Origin of the sequence: Pseudomonas sp. MWU16-30322, from assembly GCF_020515535.1 — a bacterium.
Lineage (GTDB): Bacteria > Pseudomonadota > Gammaproteobacteria > Pseudomonadales > Pseudomonadaceae > Aquipseudomonas > Aquipseudomonas fluorescens_H.
On sequence record NZ_JAIWYL010000002.1, the window covers coordinates 183,322 to 206,880 of the forward strand.

The 23,559-nt window shown below is 59.7% G+C and carries 22 protein-coding genes and 1 tRNA gene; 11 read left to right on the forward strand and 12 right to left on the reverse strand.

The genetic code is table 11. The annotated features are described in order from the left end of the window. The first annotated feature begins 18 nt into the window (after positions 1–18). The 11 genes from ybgC to nadA all read left to right on the forward strand — a co-directional run bounded on the left by ybgC (position 19) and on the right by nadA (position 8,379). A complete protein-coding gene (gene ybgC, locus LCH64_RS03725) occupies positions 19–486 on the forward strand; it encodes a tol-pal system-associated acyl-CoA thioesterase (protein WP_003227519.1) in 468 nt (155 codons plus the stop codon). Continuing rightward, positions 476–1,171, forward strand: coding sequence for a protein TolQ (gene tolQ, locus LCH64_RS03730; RefSeq protein WP_003227517.1), 696 nt, complete (start codon positions 476–478; stop codon positions 1,169–1,171). The genes ybgC and tolQ overlap by 11 nt, the downstream gene beginning before the upstream one ends. Positions 1,172–1,194: 23 nt before the next feature. After that, positions 1,195–1,647, forward strand: a complete 453-nt coding sequence (gene tolR, locus LCH64_RS03735) for a protein TolR (protein WP_177434691.1) — start codon at positions 1,195–1,197, stop codon at positions 1,645–1,647. Beyond that, complete coding sequence (gene tolA, locus LCH64_RS03740) at positions 1,647–2,711, forward strand: cell envelope integrity protein TolA (protein WP_098965272.1); 1,065 nt, start codon at positions 1,647–1,649, stop codon at positions 2,709–2,711. Before tolR ends, tolA begins: the two co-directional genes overlap by 1 nt. 17 nt (positions 2,712–2,728) lie before the next feature. Further along, a complete protein-coding gene (tolB, locus tag LCH64_RS03745; protein ID WP_164747834.1) occupies positions 2,729–4,009 on the forward strand; it encodes a Tol-Pal system beta propeller repeat protein TolB in 1,281 nt (426 codons plus the stop codon). A 52-nt stretch (positions 4,010–4,061) separates the two neighbouring features. Next, positions 4,062–4,559 carry a peptidoglycan-associated lipoprotein Pal gene (gene pal / locus LCH64_RS03750; RefSeq protein ID WP_003178634.1) on the forward strand — a complete coding sequence of 166 codons (498 nt, stop codon included), beginning with the start codon at positions 4,062–4,064 and terminating at the stop codon, positions 4,557–4,559. A 6-nt stretch (positions 4,560–4,565) separates the two neighbouring features. Beyond that, complete coding sequence (ybgF, locus tag LCH64_RS03755) at positions 4,566–5,402, forward strand: tol-pal system protein YbgF (protein ID WP_226499531.1); 837 nt, start codon at positions 4,566–4,568, stop codon at positions 5,400–5,402. Between the two features lie 166 nt (positions 5,403–5,568). Next, positions 5,569–6,216, forward strand: coding sequence for a 7-carboxy-7-deazaguanine synthase QueE (queE, locus tag LCH64_RS03760; protein ID WP_003227504.1), 648 nt, complete (start codon positions 5,569–5,571; stop codon positions 6,214–6,216). Position 6,217: 1 nt separating this feature from the next. Further along, positions 6,218–6,910 carry a 7-cyano-7-deazaguanine synthase QueC gene (queC, locus tag LCH64_RS03765; protein WP_226499532.1) on the forward strand — a complete coding sequence of 231 codons (693 nt, stop codon included), beginning with the start codon at positions 6,218–6,220 and terminating at the stop codon, positions 6,908–6,910. A gap of 62 nt (positions 6,911–6,972) precedes the next feature. Continuing rightward, positions 6,973–7,048: transfer RNA gene (locus LCH64_RS03770), tRNA-Lys, on the forward strand. Positions 7,049–7,320: 272 nt separating this feature from the next. Continuing rightward, complete coding sequence (gene nadA / locus LCH64_RS03775; RefSeq protein WP_025112797.1) at positions 7,321–8,379, forward strand: quinolinate synthase NadA; 1,059 nt, start codon at positions 7,321–7,323, stop codon at positions 8,377–8,379. Positions 8,380–8,515: 136 nt separating this feature from the next. On the opposite strand, the gene LCH64_RS03780 is transcribed toward nadA, so the two are convergent. From LCH64_RS03780 to arcD, 12 genes are all read right to left on the reverse strand, one after another. Further along, on the reverse strand, positions 8,516–9,004 hold the full coding sequence (locus LCH64_RS03780) for an RDD family protein (RefSeq protein WP_226499533.1): 489 nt from the start codon (positions 9,002–9,004) through the stop codon (positions 8,516–8,518). Between the two features lie 97 nt (positions 9,005–9,101). Next, on the reverse strand, positions 9,102–9,314 hold the full coding sequence (locus LCH64_RS03785; protein WP_003237709.1) for a cold-shock protein: 213 nt from the start codon (positions 9,312–9,314) through the stop codon (positions 9,102–9,104). Positions 9,315–9,719: 405 nt separating this feature from the next. After that, positions 9,720–10,844: a glycine cleavage system aminomethyltransferase GcvT gene (gcvT, locus tag LCH64_RS03790; protein WP_226499534.1), complete on the reverse strand. Its 1,125-nt coding sequence runs from the start codon at positions 10,842–10,844 to the stop codon at positions 9,720–9,722. 51 nt (positions 10,845–10,895) lie between these two features. Continuing rightward, entirely contained in the window at positions 10,896–12,272 is a 1,377-nt protein-coding gene (locus LCH64_RS03795; protein WP_226499535.1) for an L-serine ammonia-lyase, read from the reverse strand. A gap of 207 nt (positions 12,273–12,479) precedes the next feature. Beyond that, complete coding sequence (gcvP, locus tag LCH64_RS03800; RefSeq protein WP_226499730.1) at positions 12,480–15,347, reverse strand: aminomethyl-transferring glycine dehydrogenase; 2,868 nt, start codon at positions 15,345–15,347, stop codon at positions 12,480–12,482. After that, on the reverse strand, positions 15,344–15,727 hold the full coding sequence (gcvH, locus tag LCH64_RS03805) for a glycine cleavage system protein GcvH (protein ID WP_003227486.1): 384 nt from the start codon (positions 15,725–15,727) through the stop codon (positions 15,344–15,346). Before gcvH ends, gcvP begins: the two co-directional genes overlap by 4 nt. Positions 15,728–16,163: 436 nt before the next feature. Then, complete coding sequence (locus LCH64_RS03810; protein ID WP_045122605.1) at positions 16,164–17,672, reverse strand: sigma-54-dependent transcriptional regulator; 1,509 nt, start codon at positions 17,670–17,672, stop codon at positions 16,164–16,166. 211 nt (positions 17,673–17,883) lie between these two features. Next, a complete protein-coding gene (locus tag LCH64_RS03815) occupies positions 17,884–18,246 on the reverse strand; it encodes a DUF5064 family protein (RefSeq protein WP_226499536.1) in 363 nt (120 codons plus the stop codon). 62 nt (positions 18,247–18,308) lie between these two features. After that, entirely contained in the window at positions 18,309–19,238 is a 930-nt protein-coding gene (gene arcC, locus LCH64_RS03820) for a carbamate kinase (protein ID WP_047599539.1), read from the reverse strand. A 190-nt stretch (positions 19,239–19,428) separates the two neighbouring features. After that, positions 19,429–20,439, reverse strand: a complete 1,011-nt coding sequence (locus LCH64_RS03825) for an ornithine carbamoyltransferase (protein WP_003227481.1) — start codon at positions 20,437–20,439, stop codon at positions 19,429–19,431. A gap of 69 nt (positions 20,440–20,508) precedes the next feature. Beyond that, positions 20,509–21,765, reverse strand: a complete 1,257-nt coding sequence (gene arcA / locus LCH64_RS03830; RefSeq protein WP_226499537.1) for an arginine deiminase — start codon at positions 21,763–21,765, stop codon at positions 20,509–20,511. Between the two features lie 35 nt (positions 21,766–21,800). After that, entirely contained in the window at positions 21,801–23,228 is a 1,428-nt protein-coding gene (gene arcD, locus LCH64_RS03835) for an arginine-ornithine antiporter (protein WP_103486276.1), read from the reverse strand. Positions 23,229–23,559: the final 331 nt, after the last annotated feature.

Consider the following 23,559-nt stretch of genomic DNA (forward strand, 5'->3'; position numbering starts at 1 on the left):
AGGAGTAAGCACTAGAGTATGCGCGCGCAAAACGGGCTTGAGCCGTTCGCACATCGTTGTCGCGTTTATTACGAGGACACCGATGCCGGCGGCATCGTGTATTACGTTAATTACCTCAAGTTTATGGAACGGGCTCGAACCGAGCGGCTCCGGACGCTGGGCTTTGCCCAGTCGGAACTGGCAGGGGAGGACCTGTTGTTTGTCGTGCATTCCAGCGAAGCGCGCTACCACGCGCCGGCGCGACTGGACGACGAACTGTTGGTAAGCGCTGATGTAATCGAATTGAACCGTGCCAGCCTGCGCTTTAAACAGCAGGTCAGGCGGGCCACGGATAATGCGCTGCTCTGTGAAGGGCAGTTTCTGGTGGCCTGTGTGCGCACCGACAGTTTGAAACCCCGGGCCATGCCCGAATCCTTGCGTGCGGCCTTTGCCGACGCGGGCGGCACGGGTACACACTCAAAGCAGGAGATAAAGCGTGGAAGCTAACGTCGTCGACCATTCCTCCATGTGGAGCCTGGTCAGCAATGCCAGCATCGTGGTGCAGTTGGTAATGTTGACCCTGGTGGCCGCATCGGTGACCTCATGGATCATGATCTTTCAGCGCAGCAATCTGTTGCGCGCCGGTCGACGCGCCCTGGAGAGCTTCGAAGAGCGCTTCTGGTCGGGTATCGATCTGTCCAAGCTGTACCGTCAGGCCGGCAGCAACCCGGATCCGGATTCGGGCGTGGAGCAGATCTTCCGTGCCGGTTTCAAGGAATTCTCCCGTCTGCGTCAGCAGCCAGGTGTTGACCCTGAAGCGGTGATGGAAGGTGTGGCGCGTGCCATGCGCGTTGCCATCTCCCGCGAAGAAGAGAAGCTGGAGCAGAGCCTGCCGTTCCTCGCCACTGTCGGTTCGGTCAGCCCGTACATCGGTCTGTTCGGTACCGTGTGGGGCATCATGAACTCCTTCCGTGGTCTGGCTCAGGCCCAGCAAGCGACCCTGGCCACCGTGGCGCCGGGTATCGCCGAAGCCCTGATCGCCACCGCGATCGGCCTGTTCGCCGCGATCCCGGCCGTTATCGCTTACAACCGTTTCTCTGCCCGCAGCGAAACCTTGCTGAGCCGCTACTACACCTTCGCCGATGAGTTCCAGGCGATCCTGCACCGCAAAGTGCACACCAGCGAAGAATAAGCAGGTATTTCCCGATGGCTTTAATCGCTCGAGCCCGAAACAAGCGCAAGCCGGTCGCCGAGATGAACGTGGTGCCATACATCGACGTGATGCTGGTGCTGCTGGTTATCTTCATGGTGACCGCGCCGATGCTCAATCAGGGCGTGAAAGTGGATCTGCCCAAGGTTTCCAGCGAAGCCTTGCCGCAGGACAACAACACTCAGGTGCTGACCATTTCGATCAAGGCTGACAAGACCTACTACTGGAACCTTGGCAGCGAAGTCGACACTGAAAAGCAGCAGGACAGGGCAATGACGCTGCCGCAGATGACTGACGCGGTGACCAAGATCATTCGTGCCGGCACCGAAGGTGGCAAGCGTACCCAGGTCTTTATTCGTGGCGACAAGTCGGTCGACTACGGCTCCGTCATGGGGGCCATGGGCGGGTTGCAGAAAGCCGGGGTCGGTAATGTTGGTTTGATTACCGAGGCCCCCTGATGCAGCAACAGCGAGAGCCGTCCGCCTCGGAAAGCTACTTCTGGCCTAGTGTTCTGGCGATTGTCCTGCACGTGCTGGTGTTCGGCATGCTGTTCGTCAGTTTCGCCTTCACACCAGAGTTGCCGCCGGCCAAGCCGATTGTCCAGGCGACCCTATACCAGCTGAAATCGAAAAGTCAGGCAACCACCCAGACCAATCAGAAGATTGCGGGTGAGGCGAAGAAATCCGCCGCGCGCCAGACCGAAGTCGAGCAGATGGAACAGAAAAAGGTCGAGCAGGAAGCGGTGAAGGCTGCGGAACAAAAGAAAGAAGAAGCGGCTCAAAAGGCCGAGGAAGCCAAGAAGGCCGATCAGGCGAAGAAAGCGGACGAGGCGAAAAAGGCTGATGAAGCCAAGAAAGCCGACGATGCGAAGAAAGCCGAGGCCAAGAAGGCAGAAGAGAAACAATTGGCTGATATAGCCAAGAAGAAAGCCGAAGAAGAGGCTAAAGAAGAGGCCAAGAAAGAGGCCGCTGAAGAAGCCAAGAAGAAGATCGTCGAAGACGCGAAGAAGAAAGCCGCCGAAGACGCCAAGAAAAAAGCTGAAGCTGAAGAGGCGAAGAAGAAAGTCGCCGACGAAGCGAAGAAGAAAGCTGCTGCCGATGCTGCGAAGAAGAAATCGCAGGAAGCGGCACGTAAATCCGCCGAAGAGAAAAAGGCTCAGGCCCTCGCAGATTTGCTTTCCGACACGCCGCAGCGTCAGCAGGCCTTGGCCGATGAACAGGGTGACGAAGTCGCGGGCAGTTTCGATGACCTGATTCGTGCTCGCGCAGCGGAAGGCTGGGCGCGTCCTCCTTCGGCACGCAAAGGCATGACGGTCGTGCTGCAAATCGGCATGTTGCCGGACGGTACGGTGACTTCGGTCAGCGTGGCCAAGTCCAGTGGCGACGGTCCGTTCGATGCTTCGGCAGTCGCGGCGGTCAAGAATATTGGACGTTTGACGGAAATGCAGGGAATGAAGCCGAGCGATTTCGCTCCGTATCGTTCATTCAAGATGACATTCACACCTGAGGATCTAGCCTTGTGAGAAACCTTCTTCGAGGAATGCTGGTCGTGATCTGCTGCATGGCAGGGATCGCGATGGCGGATGAAAAGAACATTCTGGTCACCAGCGGCAGCGATCGGGCGACTCCGATCGCCGTCGTACCGTTCGGTATGCAGGGCGGTGCCGTGTTGCCGGATGACATGGCAGAAATCATTGGTAACGATTTGCGGAACTCGGGCTACTACTCGCCGATTCCAAAGCAAAACATGATCAGTCAGCCAAGCCAGCCGAGCGAAATCATCTTCCGTGACTGGAAGGCGGTGGGTGCTCAGTACATGATGGTCGGCAGCATTGCTCCAGCGGGCGGTCGTCTGCAGGTGCAGTGGGCACTGTTCAACGTGGCCACCGAGCAGAAAGTGGCTGACGGCAGTGTGTCCGGTACCACCGAGCAACTGCGTGACATGGCGCACTTCATCTCGGACCAGTCGTTCGAAAAACTCACCGGTATCAAAGGTGCGTTTTCGACTCGTCTGCTGTACGTGACAGCCGAGCGTTTCTCCGAGAAGAACACTCGCTACACCCTGCAGCGTTCGGACTACGACGGCGCACGTGCCGTGACCCTACTGCAATCGCGCGAGCCGATCCTGTCGCCGCGTTTCGCGCCGGATGGCAAGCGCATCGCCTATGTGTCGTTCGAGCAGAAGCGTCCACGGATCTTCATGCAGAACATCGACACCGGTCGCCGTGAGCAGATCACCAACTTCGAAGGCCTGAACGGCGCGCCAGCCTGGTCGCCGGATGGCAATCGCCTGGCTTTCGTCCTGTCGAAAGACGGTAACCCGGACATCTATGTGATGAACCTGGGTTCGCGTCAGATCACTCGTGTGACTGCAGGTCCTGGCATCAACACCGAACCGTACTGGGGCAAGGATGGTTCGACCATCTACTTCACCTCGGACCGTGGCGGCAAGCCGCAGATCTACAAAACCAGCGCCAGCGGCGGTGGTGCCGAGCGTGTGACCTTCATTGGCAACTACAACGCCAACCCGAAGCTTTCGGCTGATGAAAAGACTCTGGTGATGATCCATCGCCAGGATGGTTTCACCAATTTCAAGGTGGCGGCCCAGGATTTGCAGCGAGGTAGTGTAAAGATCCTCACTGATAGCACTCTGGACGAGTCACCTACTGTTGCGCCCAACGGCACCATGGTAATCTACGCCACCCGCCAGCAGGGCCGGGGAGTCTTGATGCTCGTGTCCATTAATGGACGCGTGAGGCTCCCGCTTCCTACCGCACAAGGCGAAGTCAGAGAACCGTCCTGGTCCCCTTACCTGAACTGACGCGGCGCTTTACGTTTTACTTAACACACTGGGGTTCATTAGGAGTTTCACGATGGAAATGCTGAAGTTTGGTAAATTTGCTGCGCTGGCTCTGGCCATGGCTGTAGCTGTAGGTTGCTCGTCCAAAGGCGGCGACAACGCCGGTGAAGGCGCTGTTGATCCAAACGCTGGTTACGGCGCAAACACTGGTGCCGTTGACGGTTCCCTGAGCGAAGAAGCTGCTCTGCGCGCAATCACCACCTTCTACTTCGAATACGACAGCTCGGACCTGAAGCCAGAAGCCATGCGCGCTCTGGACGTTCACGCCAAAGACCTGAAAGCAAACGGCGCTCGCGTTGTTCTGGAAGGCAACACCGACGAACGTGGTACTCGTGAGTACAACATGGCACTGGGCGAGCGTCGTGCGAAAGCCGTTCAGCGCTACCTGGTACTGCAAGGTGTTTCCCCAGCTCAGCTGGAACTGGTTTCCTACGGCGAAGAGCGTCCAGTTGCTACCGGCAACGACGAGCAGTCCTGGGCTCAAAACCGTCGCGTCGAACTGCGTAAGTAATTCGATATGCGAACGTGCCGTCGTGCTGTAACTGTCCTGGCTCTCAGTCTCGCACCGCTTGCGGTGTGGGCTGCGGTTCCTGTGGTCGATGACAACTCCGGTTATAACAATAGCGGGAGCAGTTATCCGCCTGCGGGTTACGGTACGAACGGCGCCTATGCCGGGGGAGCGGCTTCGGCCCCTGCCTCGGCACAGGGCATGCTGTTCAACCAACTGCAACAGATGCAGGATCAGATATCGCGCCAGCAAGGCGTGATCGAAGAACTGCAGAATCAGGTTGCGCGCATGAAGCAGGAATCCCTGGAGCGATACCAGGATCTTGATCGGCGCATAGGATCCGGTGCTGCACCTGCCGCGACTCCTGAGAATTCTTCTGCCGGTGGCGATGCAAGTGCTGCTGCCGGTGCTGCCGCTGGCGCCGGGGCTGCTGCCGCCCAGGCACCTGCTGCGAGTAGCGAACCGGGTGATCCGGCCAAGGAAAAGCTGTATTACGATGCGGCTTTCGACCTGATCAAAGCCAAGGATTTCGACAAGGCCAGCCAGGCTTTCTCGGCATTCTTGCGCAAATACCCGAACAGCCAGTACGCGGGCAACGCCCAATACTGGTTGGGTGAAGTGAACCTGGCCAAGGGCGATCTGCAAGGTGCAGGTCAGGCTTTTGCCAAGGTGTCGCAGCTCTATCCCAAGCACGCCAAAGTGCCGGATTCGCTGTACAAGCTGGCTGACGTAGAGCGCCGCCTCGGTCACACCGACAAGGTCAAAGGCATTCTGCAGCAGGTGGTTTCCCAATACCCGGGTACCTCTGCGGCTCAGCTGGCTCAACGCGATCTGCAACGCATGTAAATGTGTTTGACCCGTTTGGAAGAAACCCGCGCTTGTCGCGGGTTTTTTCGTTAGAATTCACGCCCTTTTTCTGAAACACGCTTCTGGTGATCTACGCGTTGGCGGGGTTGCTTGAAGTGCCTGACGGAGGCGGACAGCCTGTTTAGCTGTTACGCCCGTGGCGACTATGCAAGACACATTGAGAATTACCGAAGTTTTCTACTCGTTGCAGGGGGAAACACGGACTGCCGGGCTGCCCACGGTTTTTGTGCGCCTGACCGGTTGCCCGTTGCGTTGCCAATACTGCGACAGTGCCTATGCGTTCAGCGGCGGTACGATCCGCACCCTCGACGACATCCTCGAGCAAGTGGCCGGATATCGTCCGCGCTATGTCTGTGTGACCGGCGGTGAGCCGCTCGCACAGCCAAACGCCATCCCTTTGCTTAAACAGTTGTGCGATGCCGGTTACGAAGTGTCACTGGAAACCAGTGGTGCGCTCGACATCTCGGCGGTAGATTCACGCGTCAGTCGCGTAGTCGACTTGAAGACGCCGGACTCTAAAGAGGCGCATCGCAACCGCTACGAAAATATCGAACTGCTGACGCCCAACGATCAGGTGAAGTTTGTCATCTGCTCGCGGGACGACTATGACTGGGCGGTCTCGAAGCTGATCCAGTACGGTCTCGATCGACGTGCGGGAGAAGTGCTGTTTTCCCCAAGTCATCATGACCTCAATGCCAGGGATCTGGCGGACTGGGTGGTGGCAGACAACCTGCCGGTGCGGTTGCAATTGCAGCTGCATAAATATCTATGGAATGACGAGCCGGGGCGCTGATATGACTGAACAACTGAACACTAATGAAAAACGTGCGGTAATCCTGCTGTCGGGTGGTCTGGATTCGGCGACGGTCGTGGCGATGGCCCGGGCTGAAGGTTACACCTGCTACACCATGAGTTTTGATTACGGCCAGCGCTCTCACGCTGAATTGCACGCCGCCGCACGTGTTGCCCGCGATCTGGGTGTGGTCGAGCACAAAGTGATCGGTCTGAATCTGAACGGCATGGGCGGCTCGGCGCTGACCGACACCAGCATCGACATTCCGGAAGAGCTGGGCGAGGGCATTCCGGTGACCTACGTGCCGGCGCGCAACACCGTGTTCCTGTCGCTGGCGCTGGGCTGGGCTGAAGTGCTCGGTGCGCGTGACATCTTTATCGGCGTCAACGCGGTGGACTATTCCGGTTACCCGGATTGCCGTCCCGAGTTCATCGAGTCGTTCGAGCGCATGGCCAACCTGGCGACCAAGGCTGGCGTGGAAGGCAACGGCTTCCGCATTCAGGCACCGCTGCAGAACCTGAGCAAGGCGCAGATCGTTCAGGCGGGCGTGAAGCTCGGTGTGGATTATGGCCTGACCGTATCCTGCTATCAGGCGGACGATGAAGGCCGTGCGTGCGGCAAATGCGACAGCTGCCGCCTGCGTGCAGAAGGCTTCGCAGCGGCCGGTGTAAGCGATCCAACACCTTATTTTTGATTTTTTTCAAAAAAGTGTTGAATAGTCCTTAAAAATCAGTATTATACGCGCCACCACACAGCGGGTCGTTAGCTCAGTTGGTAGAGCAGTTGGCTTTTAACCAATTGGTCGTAGGTTCGAATCCCACACGACCCACCATATTTGGCGGTTTAGAAAATCCGGAAGGCCCACGAAAGTGAGGATTTCCGGGTTTTTTTTTGCCTGCAAATCAGGCGCCTCTCCCTTGATCGTTGTCTGCGCTGACACAGGTCAGAATCATCTTTTGTATCAACGGGATATTCTGTAGCCTTGCGCAGCTTCAACGCTGTCCGTGCCTGATAAAAACTCACTCTCCCGGCGGTACCCTCAAGCGGTCCGGAGCCGGGTGTATACTCGACTTTCGCGCGAAAGCGCCTGCAGGTCTTGCGAACATGACGCAGATTTCCGAACGCCTTCTGGTTCAAGCCCACCTCGATGCCAAACAGCCCAAACCGCTGAGTGCCGAGGAAGAGGCCTACTACCGTTCCGCCATCGCCGCCGAGCTCAAGGCTCAGGACGCGGTGCTGGTGGCCCACTTCTATTGCGATCCGGTGATTCAGGCCCTGGCCGAAGAAACCGGTGGCTGTGTGTCCGACTCCCTGGAGATGGCCCGCTTCGGCAATGCCCATCCGGCCAAGACCGTGGTGGTCGCCGGCGTGAAGTTCATGGGCGAGACCGCAAAGATCCTCAACCCGGAAAAACGCGTGCTGATGCCGACCCTGGACGCGACCTGCTCGCTGGACCTCGGTTGCCCGGTGGACGAGTTCTCGGCGTTCTGCGATCAGCATCCGGAGCGCACGGTGGTGGTATACGCCAACACCTCGGCAGCCGTCAAAGCCCGGGCTGACTGGGTAGTGACGTCGAGCTGTGCGCTGGAGATCGTCGAAAGCCTGATGGACAACGGCGAGACCATTATCTGGGGCCCGGACAAGCACCTGGGCACTTACATTCAGCGCAAGACCGGCGCCGACATGCTGCTGTGGGACGGTGCCTGCATCGTCCACGAGGAATTCAAGTCCAAGCAGCTCGAAGACATGAAAGCGCTGTACCCGGACGCCGCGATTCTGGTGCACCCCGAGTCGCCGACCTCGGTGATCGAACTGGCCGACGCCGTCGGTTCCACCAGTCAGTTGATCGCTGCCGCGCAAAGCCTGCCGAACAAGACCCTGATCGTCGCCACCGACCGTGGCATCTTCTACAAGATGCAGCAGTTGTGCCCGGACAAGGTCTTCATCGAGGCGCCAACCGCCGGTAACGGCGCAGCGTGCCGCAGTTGCGCACATTGCCCGTGGATGGCCATGAACACCCTTGAGCGCACGCTCAAGAGCCTGAAGGAAGGGACGAACGAGATCTTTGTTGATCCGGCGTTGATTCCGCAGGCGATACGTCCGTTGAAGCGCATGCTGGATTTCACTCAGGCGGCGCGGATGAAGCTGGCGGGTAACGCTTAAGCTCGTTGAGGCAACACGCAAAACCTGTGGGAGCGGGCTTGCTCGCGAAGGCGGTGTATCAGTCGATGCAAAAGGTGACTGATACACCGCCTTCGCGAGCAAGCCCGCTCCCACATTGGTATCTGGCGTCTGGAGTTTATTTGCTCTTCTTCGGAATCCGCACCACGCGGGTATCGGAATAGATGTCGTGCCAGGTGCGCTTCTGCTTGTCGTACAGCGACCAGAAGAATCCAAGCCCTGCGCACAGCCACGAAGCGATCGACACCATAAACCGCAGCAGCGCCTGCCACAGGCTGATCGCGCTGCCATCGGCGTTCTGCACACGTATGCCCCACACCTGCATGCCCAGTGTCTGACCACCGTGAGTCCAGAACTTGGCGAAGAACGCAAACAGCACCAGCAGCAGCACCGTGGAATACAGTGGATCGCCATCCATTTTCCCGGCGTCGGTCAGCGCGCGCAGGCGCTCTTCACCGATGATCGCTGCCTGGATCAACTTGTAGACGAATCCGGTGACGATCAGCAGGGCGGTGCACAGCAGGAAGTCATAGAACATGGCTGCCAGGCGGCGGCCGAGGCCAACAGCAGGAAAGTCGCCCTGGGGAGTGAGCAGGTTTTTCGACATGGCAGCCTCTGGACGCAGAATGAAGCGCCATTTTACGGATTCGCGCGCACAAAAAAGCCCCTGATATCAATATCAGGGGCTTTTTCGTTACAGAAGATTAGCCTTCTGCTTGTACTTCATCAGCCTGCATGCCTTTCTGGCCTTGCACAGCAACGAAGGTCACTTTCTGGCCTTCTTTCAGGCTCTTGAAGCCGTTGCCCTGAATGGCGCGGAAATGCACGAACAGATCCGGACCGCTTTCTGGAGTGATAAAACCAAAACCTTTCTCGTCGTTAAACCACTTGACGGTACCGCTCTGACGTGTCGACATTTCTTATATCCTTTGACGCATAAATTGATGACAGTCTCTTTCTCATGAAAGAGTACTGGGGCTGGTTGCAGGAGAGTAAGAAGACGTCGAGCGGGATGTAGCTAACTTTGTAGGCTACTGCCCAGGTCACGATTCCAAGCTGACCCATGCAAACACAGTGAACAAACTCTACGCCAACTACGGGAGAAAAAACAAGCCCCGCGAAGGCCCCGGTTTACCTGCCCCTGCAGGCAGTTAATCAATCCACTAGTGCAGGCTTAGACGATTAGCTTGTTCAATTGTTTTCGAACGTTATAAGTAAAGTTCATAATCGAATCAGATGTTAGAAAATGCACTTTTTTGTGGCGATTGCGTTACACATTAGTGCACGCATAACGCAATCGCGTTACTTATAGAAACAGTCAATCAACCACGATAGTAGCGTTGTGGAACAAATGGCATTTTGCTTACAAGCATTTGCACCTTTTTCCCACGAACGATGGCCCAGACGGGTGTGTCGAGAGTGACATAAGCGCTGTCGAGGTAACCCATCGCCAACGGGCCACCCAGGGTCGGACCGAAGCCGCCGCTGCACACACCGCCGATGATTTCGCCAGCTTCGTTGACGATTTCTGCGCCCTCACGCACCGGGGTACGTTCCTGCGGCAGCAGGCCGACGCGTTTGCGCGCGACACCGTTCTGCTGTTGGGCAAATACTTGCTCTGCACCCGGGAAACCACCGGCGCGCGCGCCATCGGCACGGCGTGGCTTGGAGATCGCCCACAACAGGCTGGCTTCGATCGGGGTGGTGTCGGTATTCATGTCGTGGCCATACAGGCACAGGCCGGCTTCCAGGCGCAGCGAATCGCGGGCGCCGAGGCCGATGGCTTGGACTTCCGGTTCAGCGAGCAAAGCGCGGGCGAGTTTTTCCGCATCGGCGGCGGGCACGGAGATTTCGAAACCGTCTTCACCGGTGTAACCCGAGCGGCTGACGAAGCAATCCACGCCCAGCAGTTGCACGCGATTGAACTGCATGAAGGTCATCTTCGCCACCTCTGGCGCAAGACGCGCCAGCACGGTGACCGCAGCCGGGCCTTGCAACGCCAGCAGGGCGCGGGCTTCGAACAGCTCCGTAATGGTGCACCGGTCGCCGATGTGTTGTTGCAAATGCGCGAGATCCTGATCCTTGCACGCGGCGTTGACCACCAGGAACAGCTCGTCGTTGCCCAGATTGGCGACCATCAAATCATCGAGAATGCCGCCGCTCTCATTGGTGAACATCGCATAGCGCTGCATGCCCACTGGCAGGTCGATGATGTCCACCGGTACCAGGGTTTCCAGGGCCTTGGCGGCATTGGCGCCGGTCAGACGGATCTGGCCCATGTGCGAGACATCGAACAGCCCGGCCTGCTCGCGGGTGTGCTGGTGCTCCTTCATCACGCCCAGCGGGTATTGCACCGGCATGTCGTAGCCGGCGAACGGCACCATGCGGGCGCCGAGTTCGAGGTGCAGAGCGTGCAGCGGGGTTTTCGACAGTTGTTCGGTGGACATGCGCAACTCCTTGATTCACGCCAACCCTCTCCCGGGGGGAGAGGGGGCTAATTAGCATTCGATGATGTTGACTGCCAGACCGCCGCGGGCGGTCTCTTTGTATTTGCTTTTCATGTCGGCGCCGGTCTGGCGCATGGTGCGGATGACTTTGTCGAGCGAGACGAAGTGTTGTCCGTCGCCGCGCATGGCCATGCGCACCGCGTTGATCGCTTTCACCGAGCCCATGGCGTTGCGCTCGATGCACGGCACCTGCACCAGCCCGCCAATCGGGTCGCAGGTCAGGCCGAGGTTGTGTTCCATGCCGATTTCCGCGGCGTTTTCGACTTGCTGCACGCTGCCGCCGAGCACTTCGCACAACGCGCCGGCCGCCATCGAGCAGGCCACGCCGACCTCGCCCTGACAGCCGACTTCGGCGCCGGAGATCGAGGCGTTTTCCTTGTACAGAATGCCGATGGCGGCGGCGGTCAGCAGAAAGCGCACCACGCCGTCATCGTTCGCCCCCGGGATAAACCGCATGTAGTAATGCAGCACCGCCGGAATAATCCCCGCCGCACCGTTGGTGGGTGCGGTGACTACGCGGCCACCGTTGGCGTTTTCTTCGTTGACGGCGAGGGCGTACAGGTTGACCCAGTCGAGCACGGACAGCGGATCGCGCAGCGCCGATTCCGGGTTCTTGCACAGTTGCCGGTGCAATGCCGCCGCCCGGCGTTTGACCTTCAGCCCGCCCGGCAGAATGCCTTCGTTGCGACAGCCAGCGGCGACGCAGTCCTGCATCACTTGCCAGATTTTCAGCAGACCGGCGCGTGTCTCCGCCTCCGGGCGCCAGGCGCTTTCGTTGGTCAGCATCACCTGGCTGATCGACAGCCCGTAGGTGGCGCAGTGACCGAGCAAATCCTTGGCACTTTTGAACGGGAAGGTCAGTGGGGTGGCGTCTTCAACGATGCGGTCGGCCCCGGCCGCGTCTTCATCGACCACAAAACCACCGCCCACCGAATAGTACTCGCGGCTGCGGATCTGAATACCTGCCGCATCGAAGGCGCGAAAGATCATGCCGTTGGGGTGATAGGCCAGCGGCTTGCGAATCATCGCCAGGTGTTCTTTCTCGTTGAACGTGATGCTGTGTTCGCCGAGCAGATTCAGCCTGCCATTGCCGCGAATTTCCTGCAGACGCGCGGCGACGGTTTCGGTATCGACGGTGTCCGGGTGTTCGCCTTCAAGGCCGAGCAGCACGGCTTTGTCGCTGCCGTGACCCTTGCCGGTGGCGCCAAGCGAGCCGTACAGCTCGACTTTGACGGAGGTCGTTGCAGGCAGCAGGTCGTCGCGGCGCAGGCCTTCGGCGAAGCGCGCAGCGGCACGCATCGGGCCGACGGTGTGGGAGCTGGAAGGGCCGATGCCAATCTTGAACAGGTCGAACACGCTTAACGACATGAGTGGTTCTCCGGTTTCTTGTTATAGGAATTGGCGCAAGCTCGAGGCTGGACACAAATCCCCTGTGGGAGCGGGCTTGCTCGCGAATGCGGTGTGTCAGGCAACATTGATGGCGATTGATACACCGCATTCGCGAGCAAGCCCGCTCCCACATTGGGATCTATGGTTTTGCTGAAATCGGGGCAGGTAAACCTGCCCCGCATCCGTTTAAGCGTAGCTTTCGATCGACGGGCAGGCGCAGACCAGGTTGCGGTCGCCGAACACGTTGTCGACGCGACCGACCGGCGGCCAGTATTTGCCTTCGACCAACGACGCCACCGGATACACCGCCTGCTCGCGGCTGTACGGATGGGTCCACTCGCCGACCAGCTCCGCTGCGGTGTGCGGAGCGTTTTTCAGCGGGTTGTCGTCCTTGTCCAGCGTGCCGTTTTCCACCGCGCGGATTTCTTCGCGGATGCGGATCATGGCGTCGCAGAAGCGGTCCAGTTCTTCTTTGGATTCGCTTTCGGTCGGCTCGATCATCAGCGTACCGGCCACCGGGAACGACATGGTCGGCGCATGGAAACCGAAGTCGATCAGGCGCTTGGCAACGTCATCGACGCTGATGCCGCTGCTGTCTTTGAGTGGACGCAGGTCGAGGATGCATTCGTGCGCCACCAGACCGTTGCTGCCGGTGTACAGCACTGGGTAGTGCTCTTCGAGGCGACGGGAAATGTAGTTGGCATTGAGGATCGCCAGTTGCGAAGCACGCTTCAGACCGGCGCCGCCCATCATGCGAATGTACATCCAGGTGATCGGCAGAATGCTCGCGCTGCCGAACGGCGCTGCACAGACCGCGCCTTCCTTGCGTGCCATCTGGCCGTGACCCGGCAGGAACGGGGTCAGGTGCGACTTGACGCCAATCGGGCCGACGCCCGGGCCGCCACCGCCGTGCGGGATGCAGAAAGTCTTGTGCAGGTTCAGGTGCGAGACATCGCCGCCGAACTTGCCCGGCGCGCAGAGGCCGACCATCGCGTTCATGTTGGCGCCGTCGATGTACACCTGGCCGCCGTTGTCGTGAATGATTCCGCAGATTTCGCGGATACCTTCCTCGAACACGCCGTGGGTCGACGGGTAGGTGATCATCAGCGCCGCGAGGTGTTCGCGGTGCTCGATGGCTTTGGCGCGCAGGTCTTCGATATCGACGTTGCCACGCGCATCGCACGCGGTCACCACCACGCGCATGCCAGCCATGTTGGCGGTCGCCGGGTTGGTGCCGTGAGCCGACGACGGAATCAGGCAGATGTCGCGGCGCTCGTCGCCACGGCTCTGGTGGTAAGCGCGAATCGCCAGCAGTCCAGCGTATTCACCCTGCGAACCGGCGTTGGGTTGCAGCGAGATCGAGTCGTAACCGGTGGCGGCGCAGAGCATCGCTTCCAGTTCGTCGGTCAGTTGCTGATAACCGGCGCTCTGTGCGGCTGGGGCGAACGGGTGCAGGGCACCGAATTCGGCCCAGGTCACCGGGATCATTTCGCTGGCGGCGTTGAGTTTCATGGTGCACGAGCCCAGCGGGATCATGGTGCGATCCAGTGCCAGGTCCTTGTCCGCCAGTTTGCGCAGGTAGCGCATCAGCTCGGTTTCCGAGTGATAACGGTTGAATACCGGGTGGCTGAGGATCGGCGACTGACGTACCAGCGCCGCCGGAATGGTGCTTTGCACCGAAGCGGCCAGCGCAGCGAAGTCCGGCAGGGTCTTGCCGTCGGCGAACAGGCTCCACAGGGTTTCGATGTCAGCCTGGGTGGTGGTTTCGTCCACCGACAGGCCCAGACGCTCGGCATCGATGACCCGCAGGTTGATCTGCGCGGCGTGTGCCTTGTCGTGCAGGGCGGCGGTGTGTGCACCGGTGGCGAGGGTCAGGGTGTCGAAGAAGTTTGTCTGCTCGACTTTCGCGCCCAGTGCGCTCAGGCCCTTGGCCAGAATCGCGGTCAGGTGATGCACGCGGTTGGCGATCTGCGTCAGACCTTTCGGGCCGTGGTACACGGCGTACATGCTGGCGATGTTGGCCAGCAGCACTTGTGCGGTGCAGATGTTCGAGGTGGCCTTCTCGCGGCGGATATGTTGCTCGCGGGTCTGCATCGCCAGACGCAGCGCCGGCTTGCCGAAACGGTCAACCGACACGCCGACCAGACGGCCCGGCATGTCGCGCTTGAACGCATCCTTGGTAGAGAAATAGGCCGCGTGCGGGCCACCGAAGCCCAGCGGCACGCCGAAGCGTTGCGCGGAACCGATGGCGACGTCGGCGCCGAACTCGCCCGGAGCGGTCAGCAAAGTCAGAGCCAGCAGATCAGCGGCCACGGCCACCAGCGCGTTGGCGGCGTGGAAACGCTCGGTCAGTTCGCGGTAGTCGAACAGGTCACCGTTGCTCGCCGGGTATTGCAGCAGCGCGCCGAAGAACGGCGTGACGTCGCTCAGTTCACGCTCATCGCCGACCACCACGTCGATGCCCAGCGGCTCGGCACGGGTGCGCAGCACGTCGAGGGTTTGCGGGTGGCTGTGGATCGAGGCGAAGAACTGATGGCTGCCCTTGTTCTTGCTCAGGCGTTTGCAGAAGGTCATGGCTTCGGCAGCGGCGGTGGCTTCGTCGAGCAAGGAGGCGTTGGCGATTGGCAGGCCGGTGAGGTCGCTGATCAGGGTCTGGAAGTTCAGCAGCGCTTCGAGACGGCCCTGGGAAATTTCCGGCTGGTACGGGGTGTAAGCGGTGTACCAGGCTGGGTTCTCCAGGAGGTTGCGCAGGATCGGCGACGGCGTGTGGCAGTTGTAGTAGCCCTGGCCGATGTAGGTCTTGAACAGTTGGTTTTTGCCGGCAATCGATTTGATCATCGCCAGTGCATCGGCTTCGCTCAGGCCGTCGTCCAGGCCGAGCACGCTGGTGCCCTTGATGCTTTCCGGGATGACGCTGGCGCTCAGCGCTTCGAGCGAGTCGAAGCCGAGGCTGTTGAGCATGGCTTGCTCGTCACCGGCGCGCGGGCCGATGTGACGGGCGATGAATTCGTTGGCAGTGCCGAGGTTTACTTGGGTCATGTCGTTACTCCTCAGGCTTCGGCTTGGGCTTTGATCAGACGGTCGTAGGCGTCCTGATCGAGCAGTTTCGCCACAGCCGAGGCGTCGCTTGGCTGGAAGCGGAAGAACCAGCCTTCGCCCAGCGGATCTTCGTTGACCAGTTCCGGGCTGCCGTCCAGTGCCGGGTTCACTTCCACAACTTCACCGTCGAGGGGCATGTACACGCCGCTGGCGGCTTTCACCGATTCCACGGTGGCGGCTTCAGCGCCTTTTTCGTAAGCCTGCAGCTCAGGCAGTTGCACGAACACCACGTCGCCCAGGGCGTTCTGCGCGAAAGCGGTGATGCCGACAGTAACGCTGCCGTCAGCTTCGGTGCGCAGCCATTCGTGATCTTCAGTAAAACGCAACTCGCTCATGGAAACTCCTAAGGGGGCCAGACTCGTCTGGTGGACGCGGTGGAAGGCTCGGGCAGGAAAGCCCTGATTTTATGAACGGTTACTTAGCAAGAACGCGGCCATCTTGGGTTTATCTATATAAATCAGATAGTTATATGGATTTTGTTGTAGTGGGTATTGAGCGACTGTAGCGAAATCGCTACAGCTTGGGGCAGGGAGAAAAGCTGAAGCGGATCAAAGCCTTGCACAGCGGCGATTGGAAGAGGGTGTAGTGATATCGTTCCGCTGTAGCGCTTTCAGTACAGATAGAGGTCGTTTTTCAACGGATTTCGAATCCACCACAGATCATTGTAGGAGTGAGCCTGCTCGCGATAGCAGTGTGTCAGACGCCGCAAATGTTGAATGTCAGACCGCATTCGCGAGCAAGCCCGCTCCCACATTTTTGACCGCGTACGGCTTACGGTTTGTTGGGAATGCCGTATTTGCGCAGTCGATGGGCAATCGCCGTGTGCGAGGTTTGCAGGCGGCTGGCCAATTGGCGGGTCGAGGGGTAGCTGACGTAGAGCTTTTCCAGCAGCGATTTTTCGAAGGATTCGACGGCTTGTTCAAGGCTGTCGACGTCACTGTCGGTCTGCCGCGCCACCGAGGTGCCAGCGATGTCGAGGTCGCCGATGTCCACCAGACTGCTTTCGCAGATCGCGGCCGCGCGGAAGATCACGTTCTGCAACTGCCGCACGTTGCCCGGCCAGCGGTTGCCGAGCAGCGCCGGATAGGTGCCGGGGGCGAGGCGGCAGACCGGGCGCTGAATCTGCGCACAGGCCTGCTGCATGAAATAACGCGCCAGCAGCAGGATGTCCTGCCCGCGTTCACGCAGCGGCGGCACTTCGACGTTGAGCACGTTGAGACGGTAGAACAGGTCTTCGCGGAACAGGCCTTCGCTGACCATTTTTTCCAGGTCGCGGTGGGTCGCGCTGAGGATCCGCACGTTGACCTTCACTTCACGATCGCCGCCCACTCGACGGAAGCTACCGTCGTTCAAAAAGCGCAGCAGTTTGGCCTGCAAGTACGGCGACATCTCGCCGATCTCGTCGAGAAACACCGTGCCCTGGTTGGCCAGTTCCATCAGCCCCGGTTTGCCGCCACGTTGCGCGCCGGTAAAGGCGCCGGGGGCGTAGCCGAACAGTTCGCTTTCGGCGAGGTTTTCCGGCAGCGCCGCGCAGTTCAGGGCGAGGAACGGCGCACTGTGTCGTGCACTGATGGCGTGGCAGGCGCGGGCCACCAGTTCTTTACCGGTGCCGGTTTCGCCTTGAATCAACAGCGGCGCATCGAGGGCTGCGACTCTTTGCGCGCGCGCCTTGAGGGTGCGGATCGCCGGGGATTCGCCGAGCAACGCATCGAAGCCTTCGGCATGGTCATGGTGCAACGCCGAGAGCTGTTCGCCGATGCGGTTCGGCTGATACAGGGTCAGCAGCGCGCCAGCATCGGTGATCGGTGTGGCGTCGAGCAGCAGGGTCTGGCCGTTGACGGTGATCTCGCGCAACGGCAGGCGGAAGCCTTGTTCGAGCAGGGTTTCCAGCAGGCCGGGATCGTTGAACAGTTCCGAGACACTTTCCCCCGCCGGTTCACGCCCGTACAGCGCGATCAGTGCCGGGTTGGCCAGCAGCACCTTGCCGGCGCTATCGAGGGCAAGTACCGGATCGGTCATCGCCGCGAGCAGCGCATCGAGCTGCAGGTGCCGACGCTGGCCGGGGAGGATGTCGACCACCGTCACCGCTTCGACACCGCGCACGCGAAACAACGCATCTTTCAATTCTTCGAGCACTTGCGGGCTCAAGGTCGGGGCGTCGATGTAGACGTTGGGCGGGATCATCTCCACCGCATCCAGATTGAGATTGCGTCCACCGAGGATAGCCAGGACTTCCTGGGTGATGCCGACGCGGTCGATGAAGCTGACGTGGATACGCATGGGGCGGTTCAGTGTTCTGCAGTGCGGAGGGTGGCAAGTATGCCTTGGGGCGGGGCAATGGTGAAATCTGCAACGATTGGCAGCGCTACACAGCTACCTTGTGGGAGCGGGCTTGCTCGCGAAGGCGTCAGGTCAGACAGCATAAATGGTGACTGACCTGGCGCCTTCGCGAGCAAGCCCGCTCCCACAGGGGAAATGTGCAGGGTTCGGGTTATTCGAGGTGTTCCGGTTTGACCGGATCCCCGGACTTCATATTCAGCTGCGCCCGTACATCTTCAAACATCAGGTCGTAATGCTTGTGCGTGGCGCCCAGGCTGCTGTGGGTCTTGGGAATGCCGTATTTCTCGACAATCCTGGTCACGTCCCTGGCGAAGTTGTAGGCCTGGTCCTTGGGCAGAAAGAAGGTTTCCTTCATGTCCTTGCCCTGGATGTTGCCGTGCAGGGTGAACTGCATTCCTTTGCCGTCCTTGGGATCGGTGAACACTTGATAGTCGAGGCACAGGTCGTAACTGACATCGTCCTTATTCAACGCGTGCCGCTCGATGTGCAAATGACCGGGTTCGAACTGGGCCATGGGTTTCTCCTTTCAAGGCATGGGAGAAGGGCAGACCCTGGGCCTGCCCTCGGAGTTTCTAGTTATCGATAGCTGATGCCCGGCTTCGCCGTGCTGACGCGCGTGCCGGCGGTGCCCTGGACGATCGCTTCGATGTCCGCCAGCGAACCGATCACCGCGACCTTGCCAGTATGGCGCGCGAATTCGCAGGCTGCCTGCACCTTCGGCCCCATGGAGCCGGCGGCGAAACCCAGGCGTTCCAGTTCGTCCGGGTGCGCTTCGGCGATGGCTTTCTGTGTCGGCTTGCCGTAGTCGATGAACGCCGCGTTGACGTCGGTGGCGATGACCAGCAAGTCGGCTTCCAGTTGCTCGGCGAGCAGCGACGAGCACAGGTCCTTGTCGATCACCGCCTCGATGCCCTTGAGGTTGCGGTGCTCGTCGTACATGGTCGGAATCCCGCCGCCACCAGCGCAGATGACGATGCTGCCCTTGTCCAGCAGCCACTTGATCGGACGGATCTCGAAGATGCGTTTCGGCCGTGGACTGGCCACCACTCGACGGAATTTGTCGCCGTCCGGGGCAATCGCCCAGCCTTTTTCGGCGGCGAGTTTTTCCGCTTCTGCTTTGTCGTAGACCGGGCCGATCGGCTTGCTCGGGTTCTGGAAGGCCGGGTCCTTGGCGTCGACTTCAACCTGGGTCAGCAGGGTGGCGAACGGCACTTCGAAGTCCAGCAGGTTGCCCAGTTCCTGTTCGATGATGTAGCCGATCATGCCTTCGGTTTCGGCACCGAGCACGTCCAGCGGGTAGGGGGTGACGGAGGTGTAGGCCGCCGCCTGCAACGACAGCAGGCCGACTTGCGGGCCATTGCCGTGGGCGATGACCAGTTGGTTGCCGGGATGGATCTTGGCGATTTGCTCGGTAGCGATGCGGATGTTGGCGCGCTGGTTGTCAGCGGTCATCGGCTCGCCACGACGGAGCAGGGCGTTACCGCCCAGAGCTACGACGATACGCATGGTGCAATCCTTTTCAGCAGAGAAATGGCAAACGACTCGGTCTCCCTGTCGGAACCGGAATCCCCTGTGGGAGGGGGCTTGCTCCCGAAGGCGGTGTGTCAGGCTCCTTTGATGTCGCCTGACACGGCCTCTTCGCGAGCAAGCCCGCTCCCACATTTGGATTCGGTTCCTTCAGTGGGAGCTGTTTCAGTTACAGATCAGCCAGGGTCGAGACCAGAATCGCTTTGATTGTGTGCATGCGGTTTTCCGCTTGCTCGAAGGCGATGCAGGCTGGCGACTCGAACACGTCGTCGGTCACTTCGATGCCGTTGGCCAGGTGCGGATACTGCTCGGCGATCTGTTTGCCGACTTTGGTATCGCTGTTGTGGAACGCCGGCAGGCAGTGCATGAACTTGGTGCGTGGGTTGCCGGTGGCTTTCATCAGCTCTTTGTTGACCTGGTACGGCAGCAGTTGCTGGATACGCTCGGCCCATGCCTCGACCGGTTCGCCCATCGATACCCAGACGTCGGTGTGGATGAAATCGACGCCTTTGACCGCGGCTTTCGGGTCTTCAGTCAGGGTGATGCGGGCGCCGGATTCTTCCGCGTATTTCTTGCAGCGATCGACCAGATCGTCATGCGGCCACAGGGCTTTCGGCGCGCAGATGCGCACGTCCATGCCGAGCTTGGCGCCGACCAGCAGCAGCGAGTTGCCCATGTTGTTGCGCGCGTCGCCGAGGTAGGCGTAGCTGATTTCGTGGATCGGCTTGTCGGCGTGCTCACGCATGGTCAGCACGTCGGCGATCATTTGTGTTGGGTGATATTCATCGGTCAGGCCGTTGAACACCGGCACCCCGGCGAACTTCGCCAGCTCTTCGACGATTTCCTGTTTGAAGCCACGGTATTCGATGGCGTCGTACATGCGACCCAGCACGCGGGCCGTGTCTTTCATGCTTTCCTTGTGGCCGATCTGCGAGGAATTCGGGTCGATGTAGGTGACGTTGGCACCCTGGTCGTAGGCCGCCACTTCGAATGCGCAACGGGTGCGGGTCGAGGTTTTTTCGAAGATCAGGGCGATGTTATTGCCCTTCAGGTGTTGCTGCTCGGTGCCAGTGTATTTCGCGCGTTTCAGATCGCGGGACAGGTCGAGCAAGTAACGCAGCTCACGTGGGGTGTGGTGTTCCAGGCTGAGCAGGTTACGGTTGTGGATGTTAAAAGCCATGATGGATCTCCTTCGGTGTCGGTTATCCCCCTGGCCGCGCTTTGTAAGTCGCGGCCAGGGCTCAGAGGTTTAGTAATCGATTGGGTCACGCACGATCGGGCAGGTCATGCAGTGGCCGCCGCCACGGCCACGGCCGAGTTCGCCGGCGCTGATGGTGATGACCTCCACGCCTGCCTTGCGCAGCAGGGTGTTGGTGTAGGTGTTGCGGTCGTAGCCGATGACCACGCCCGGTTCCACGGCTACCACGTTGTTGCCGTCGTCCCATTGCTCGCGTTCGGCGGCGAAGCTGTTGCCGCCGGTTTCCACCACGCGCAGCTTCGGCAGGTTGAGGGCTTTGGCCACGGTGTCGAGGAAGTTGGTTTCTTCGCGGCGAATGTCGATGCCGCCCTGTTTGCTTTCGTCAGGCCGCAGGGTGAACGCGACGATCTGGTTGACCACTTCCGGGAAAATCGTCACCAGGTCGCGGTCGCAGAAGCTGAACACGGTGTCCAGGTGCATCGCTGCACGGGACTTCGGCAGGCCGGCGACGATGACTTTTTCCACCGCTTTGTTCTTGAACAGGTTCAGCGCCAGTTGGCCGATGGCCTGGCGAGAAGAGCGCTCGCCCATGCCGATCAACACCACGCCGTTGCCGATTGGCATCACGTCGCCGCCCTCAAGGGTCGAGCTGCCGTGATCCTTGTCCGGGTCGCCGTACCAGATCTCGAAGTCGGCGTTGGTGAATTGCGGGTGGAATTTGTAGATGGCGGTGGCCAGCAGGGTTTCCTGGCGACGCGCCGGCCAGTACATCGGGTTCAGCGTCACGCCACCGTAGATCCAGCAGGTGGTGTCGCGGGTGAACTGGGTGTTCGGCAGCGGCGGCAGGATGAAGCTGGAGTGGCCGAGGAAGTCGCGGAACATCTGGATGGTCTTGCCGCCGAAGCTGTCCGGCAGATCCTCGGCGGACACGCCGCCAATCAGAAATTCGGCGATGTGTCGTGGCTCAAGGCTTTTCAGCCAGGACTTCACTTCGCTGATCAGGCCCAGGCCTACCGAGTCGGCGGTGACCTTGCGATCAAGAATCCAGTCCAGCGCTTCGGGGTTGGCGACGATGTCGGTCAGCAGGTTGTGCATTTCCAGCACGTCGATCCCGCGTTCACGCATCTTGGTCACGAAGTCGAAGTGGTCGCGCTTGGCCTGGGCGACCCACAGCACGTCGTCGAACAGCAGTTCATCGCAGTTGTTCGGGGTCAGGCGCTGGTGGGCCAGACCTGGGGAGCAAACCATGACTTTGCGCAGTTTGCCGGCTTCGGAATGGACGCCGTACTTAACTTTTTCCGTGGTCATTGCAGTGATCCTCCAGATTACAAATCAGTCAGGTGTTACAGGGTCAGGAAGCCGTCGTAGAGGCCGTAGGCTGCCACCAGGGCACCAATGACCACCGCGGCGAAAATCAGCTTCTCGACGTTGGTGAAAACAGCTTGTTTGAGTTCGAGCTTGGCCTTGGCGAACAGAATTGCGCCGGGTGCGTAGAGCAGGGCCGAGAGCAGCAGATACTTGACCCCGCCGGCATACAGCAGCCACACCGCGTAGATCAGGGCGATGCCGCCGATGATCAGATCCTTGCGCCGCTCGGCTGCGAAGCCTTCGTAGGTTTCGCCGCGTACGGCGAGCAGCAGGGCATAGGCCGCTGACCACAGGTACGGCACCAGAATCATCGAAGTGGCGAGGTAGATCAGCGACAGGTAAGTGCTGGCTGAAAACAGGGTGATGATCAAGAACAGCTGGACCATCGCGTTGGTCAGCCACAGGGCGTTGACCGGTACGTGGTTGGCGTTCTCGCGGCGCAAAAACTCCGGCATGGTGTGGTCTTTGGCGGCGGCGAACATGATCTCTGCACACAGCAGCACCCACGACAGCAGCGCGCCCAGCAGCGAGATGATCAGGCCGACGCTGATCAGCACCGCGCCCCAGTGACCGACCACGTGCTCAAGCACGGCGGCCATCGACGGGTTCTGCAATTTGGCCAGTTCCGGCTGGGTCATGATGCCCAGCGACAGCACGTTGACCAGCACCAGGAACAGCAGCACGGTGATGAAACCGATGACGGTGGCCTTGCCGACGTCGGAGCGTTTTTCCGCCCGCGCCGAGAAGATGCTTGCGCCTTCGATGCCGATGAACACCCACACGGTGACCAGCATCATGTTGCGCACCTGGTTCATCACGCTGCCCAGATCCGGGTTTTTCACACCCCAGATGTCGGCGGTGAAGATGTCCAGTTTGAAGGCGAAGATCGCGATCAGGACGAACAGCAGCAACGGCACGACCTTGGCGACCGTGGTCACCAGGTTGATGAACGCCGCCTCCTTGATCCCGCGCAGCACCAGAAAGTGCACGGCCCACAGCAGCACCGAGGCGCCAATGACGGCGGCAACCGTGTTGCCTTCGCCGAAAATTGGAAAGAAATACCCGAGGGTGCTGAACAGCAGAACGAAGTAACCGACGTTGCCCAACCAGGCACTGATCCAGTAACCCCAGGCGGACGAAAAACCCATGTAGTCGCCGAAACCGGCCTTGGCGTAGGCGTAGACACCGCCGTCCAGATCAGGCTTGCGATTGGCGAGGGTTTGAAAGACAAAAGCAAGGGTGAGCATGCCGACAGCGGTGATGGCCCAACCAATCAGTACCGCGCCGACGTCGGCGCTGGCGGCCATGTTTTGTGGCAAGGAGAATATCCCGCCACCGATCATTGAGCCGACTACCAAGGCAACCAGTGCACCTAGTCGTAGTTTTCCGGGAGCTTCAGACATTGCATGACTCCATTGCAGGAGAGAAGAGTTCACAGCGTAGATCTGTTGTCTGTTCAATCAGCTGACATAGATCAGTGCATGGCCACATTCCATTGTTAATGAATGACTTATGAAACAACTGGAGGCATAACGCTATCGCCTGGAAAGCCCGTCCTAGAGGCTTTTGCCTGATGTGGTTGGGAATTGCTCTTATTACTTTCGAATTAACACGCTAGTTCTTTTTCAGCTTTTGGCAAATTTTCGCCATCTGTTTTCAGTACAGAATTGATTTATTAGGATTCGCGCACAAAACTGTCTTAGCGTGCTAGGCGTTAGCTTCAGTCGCTATATA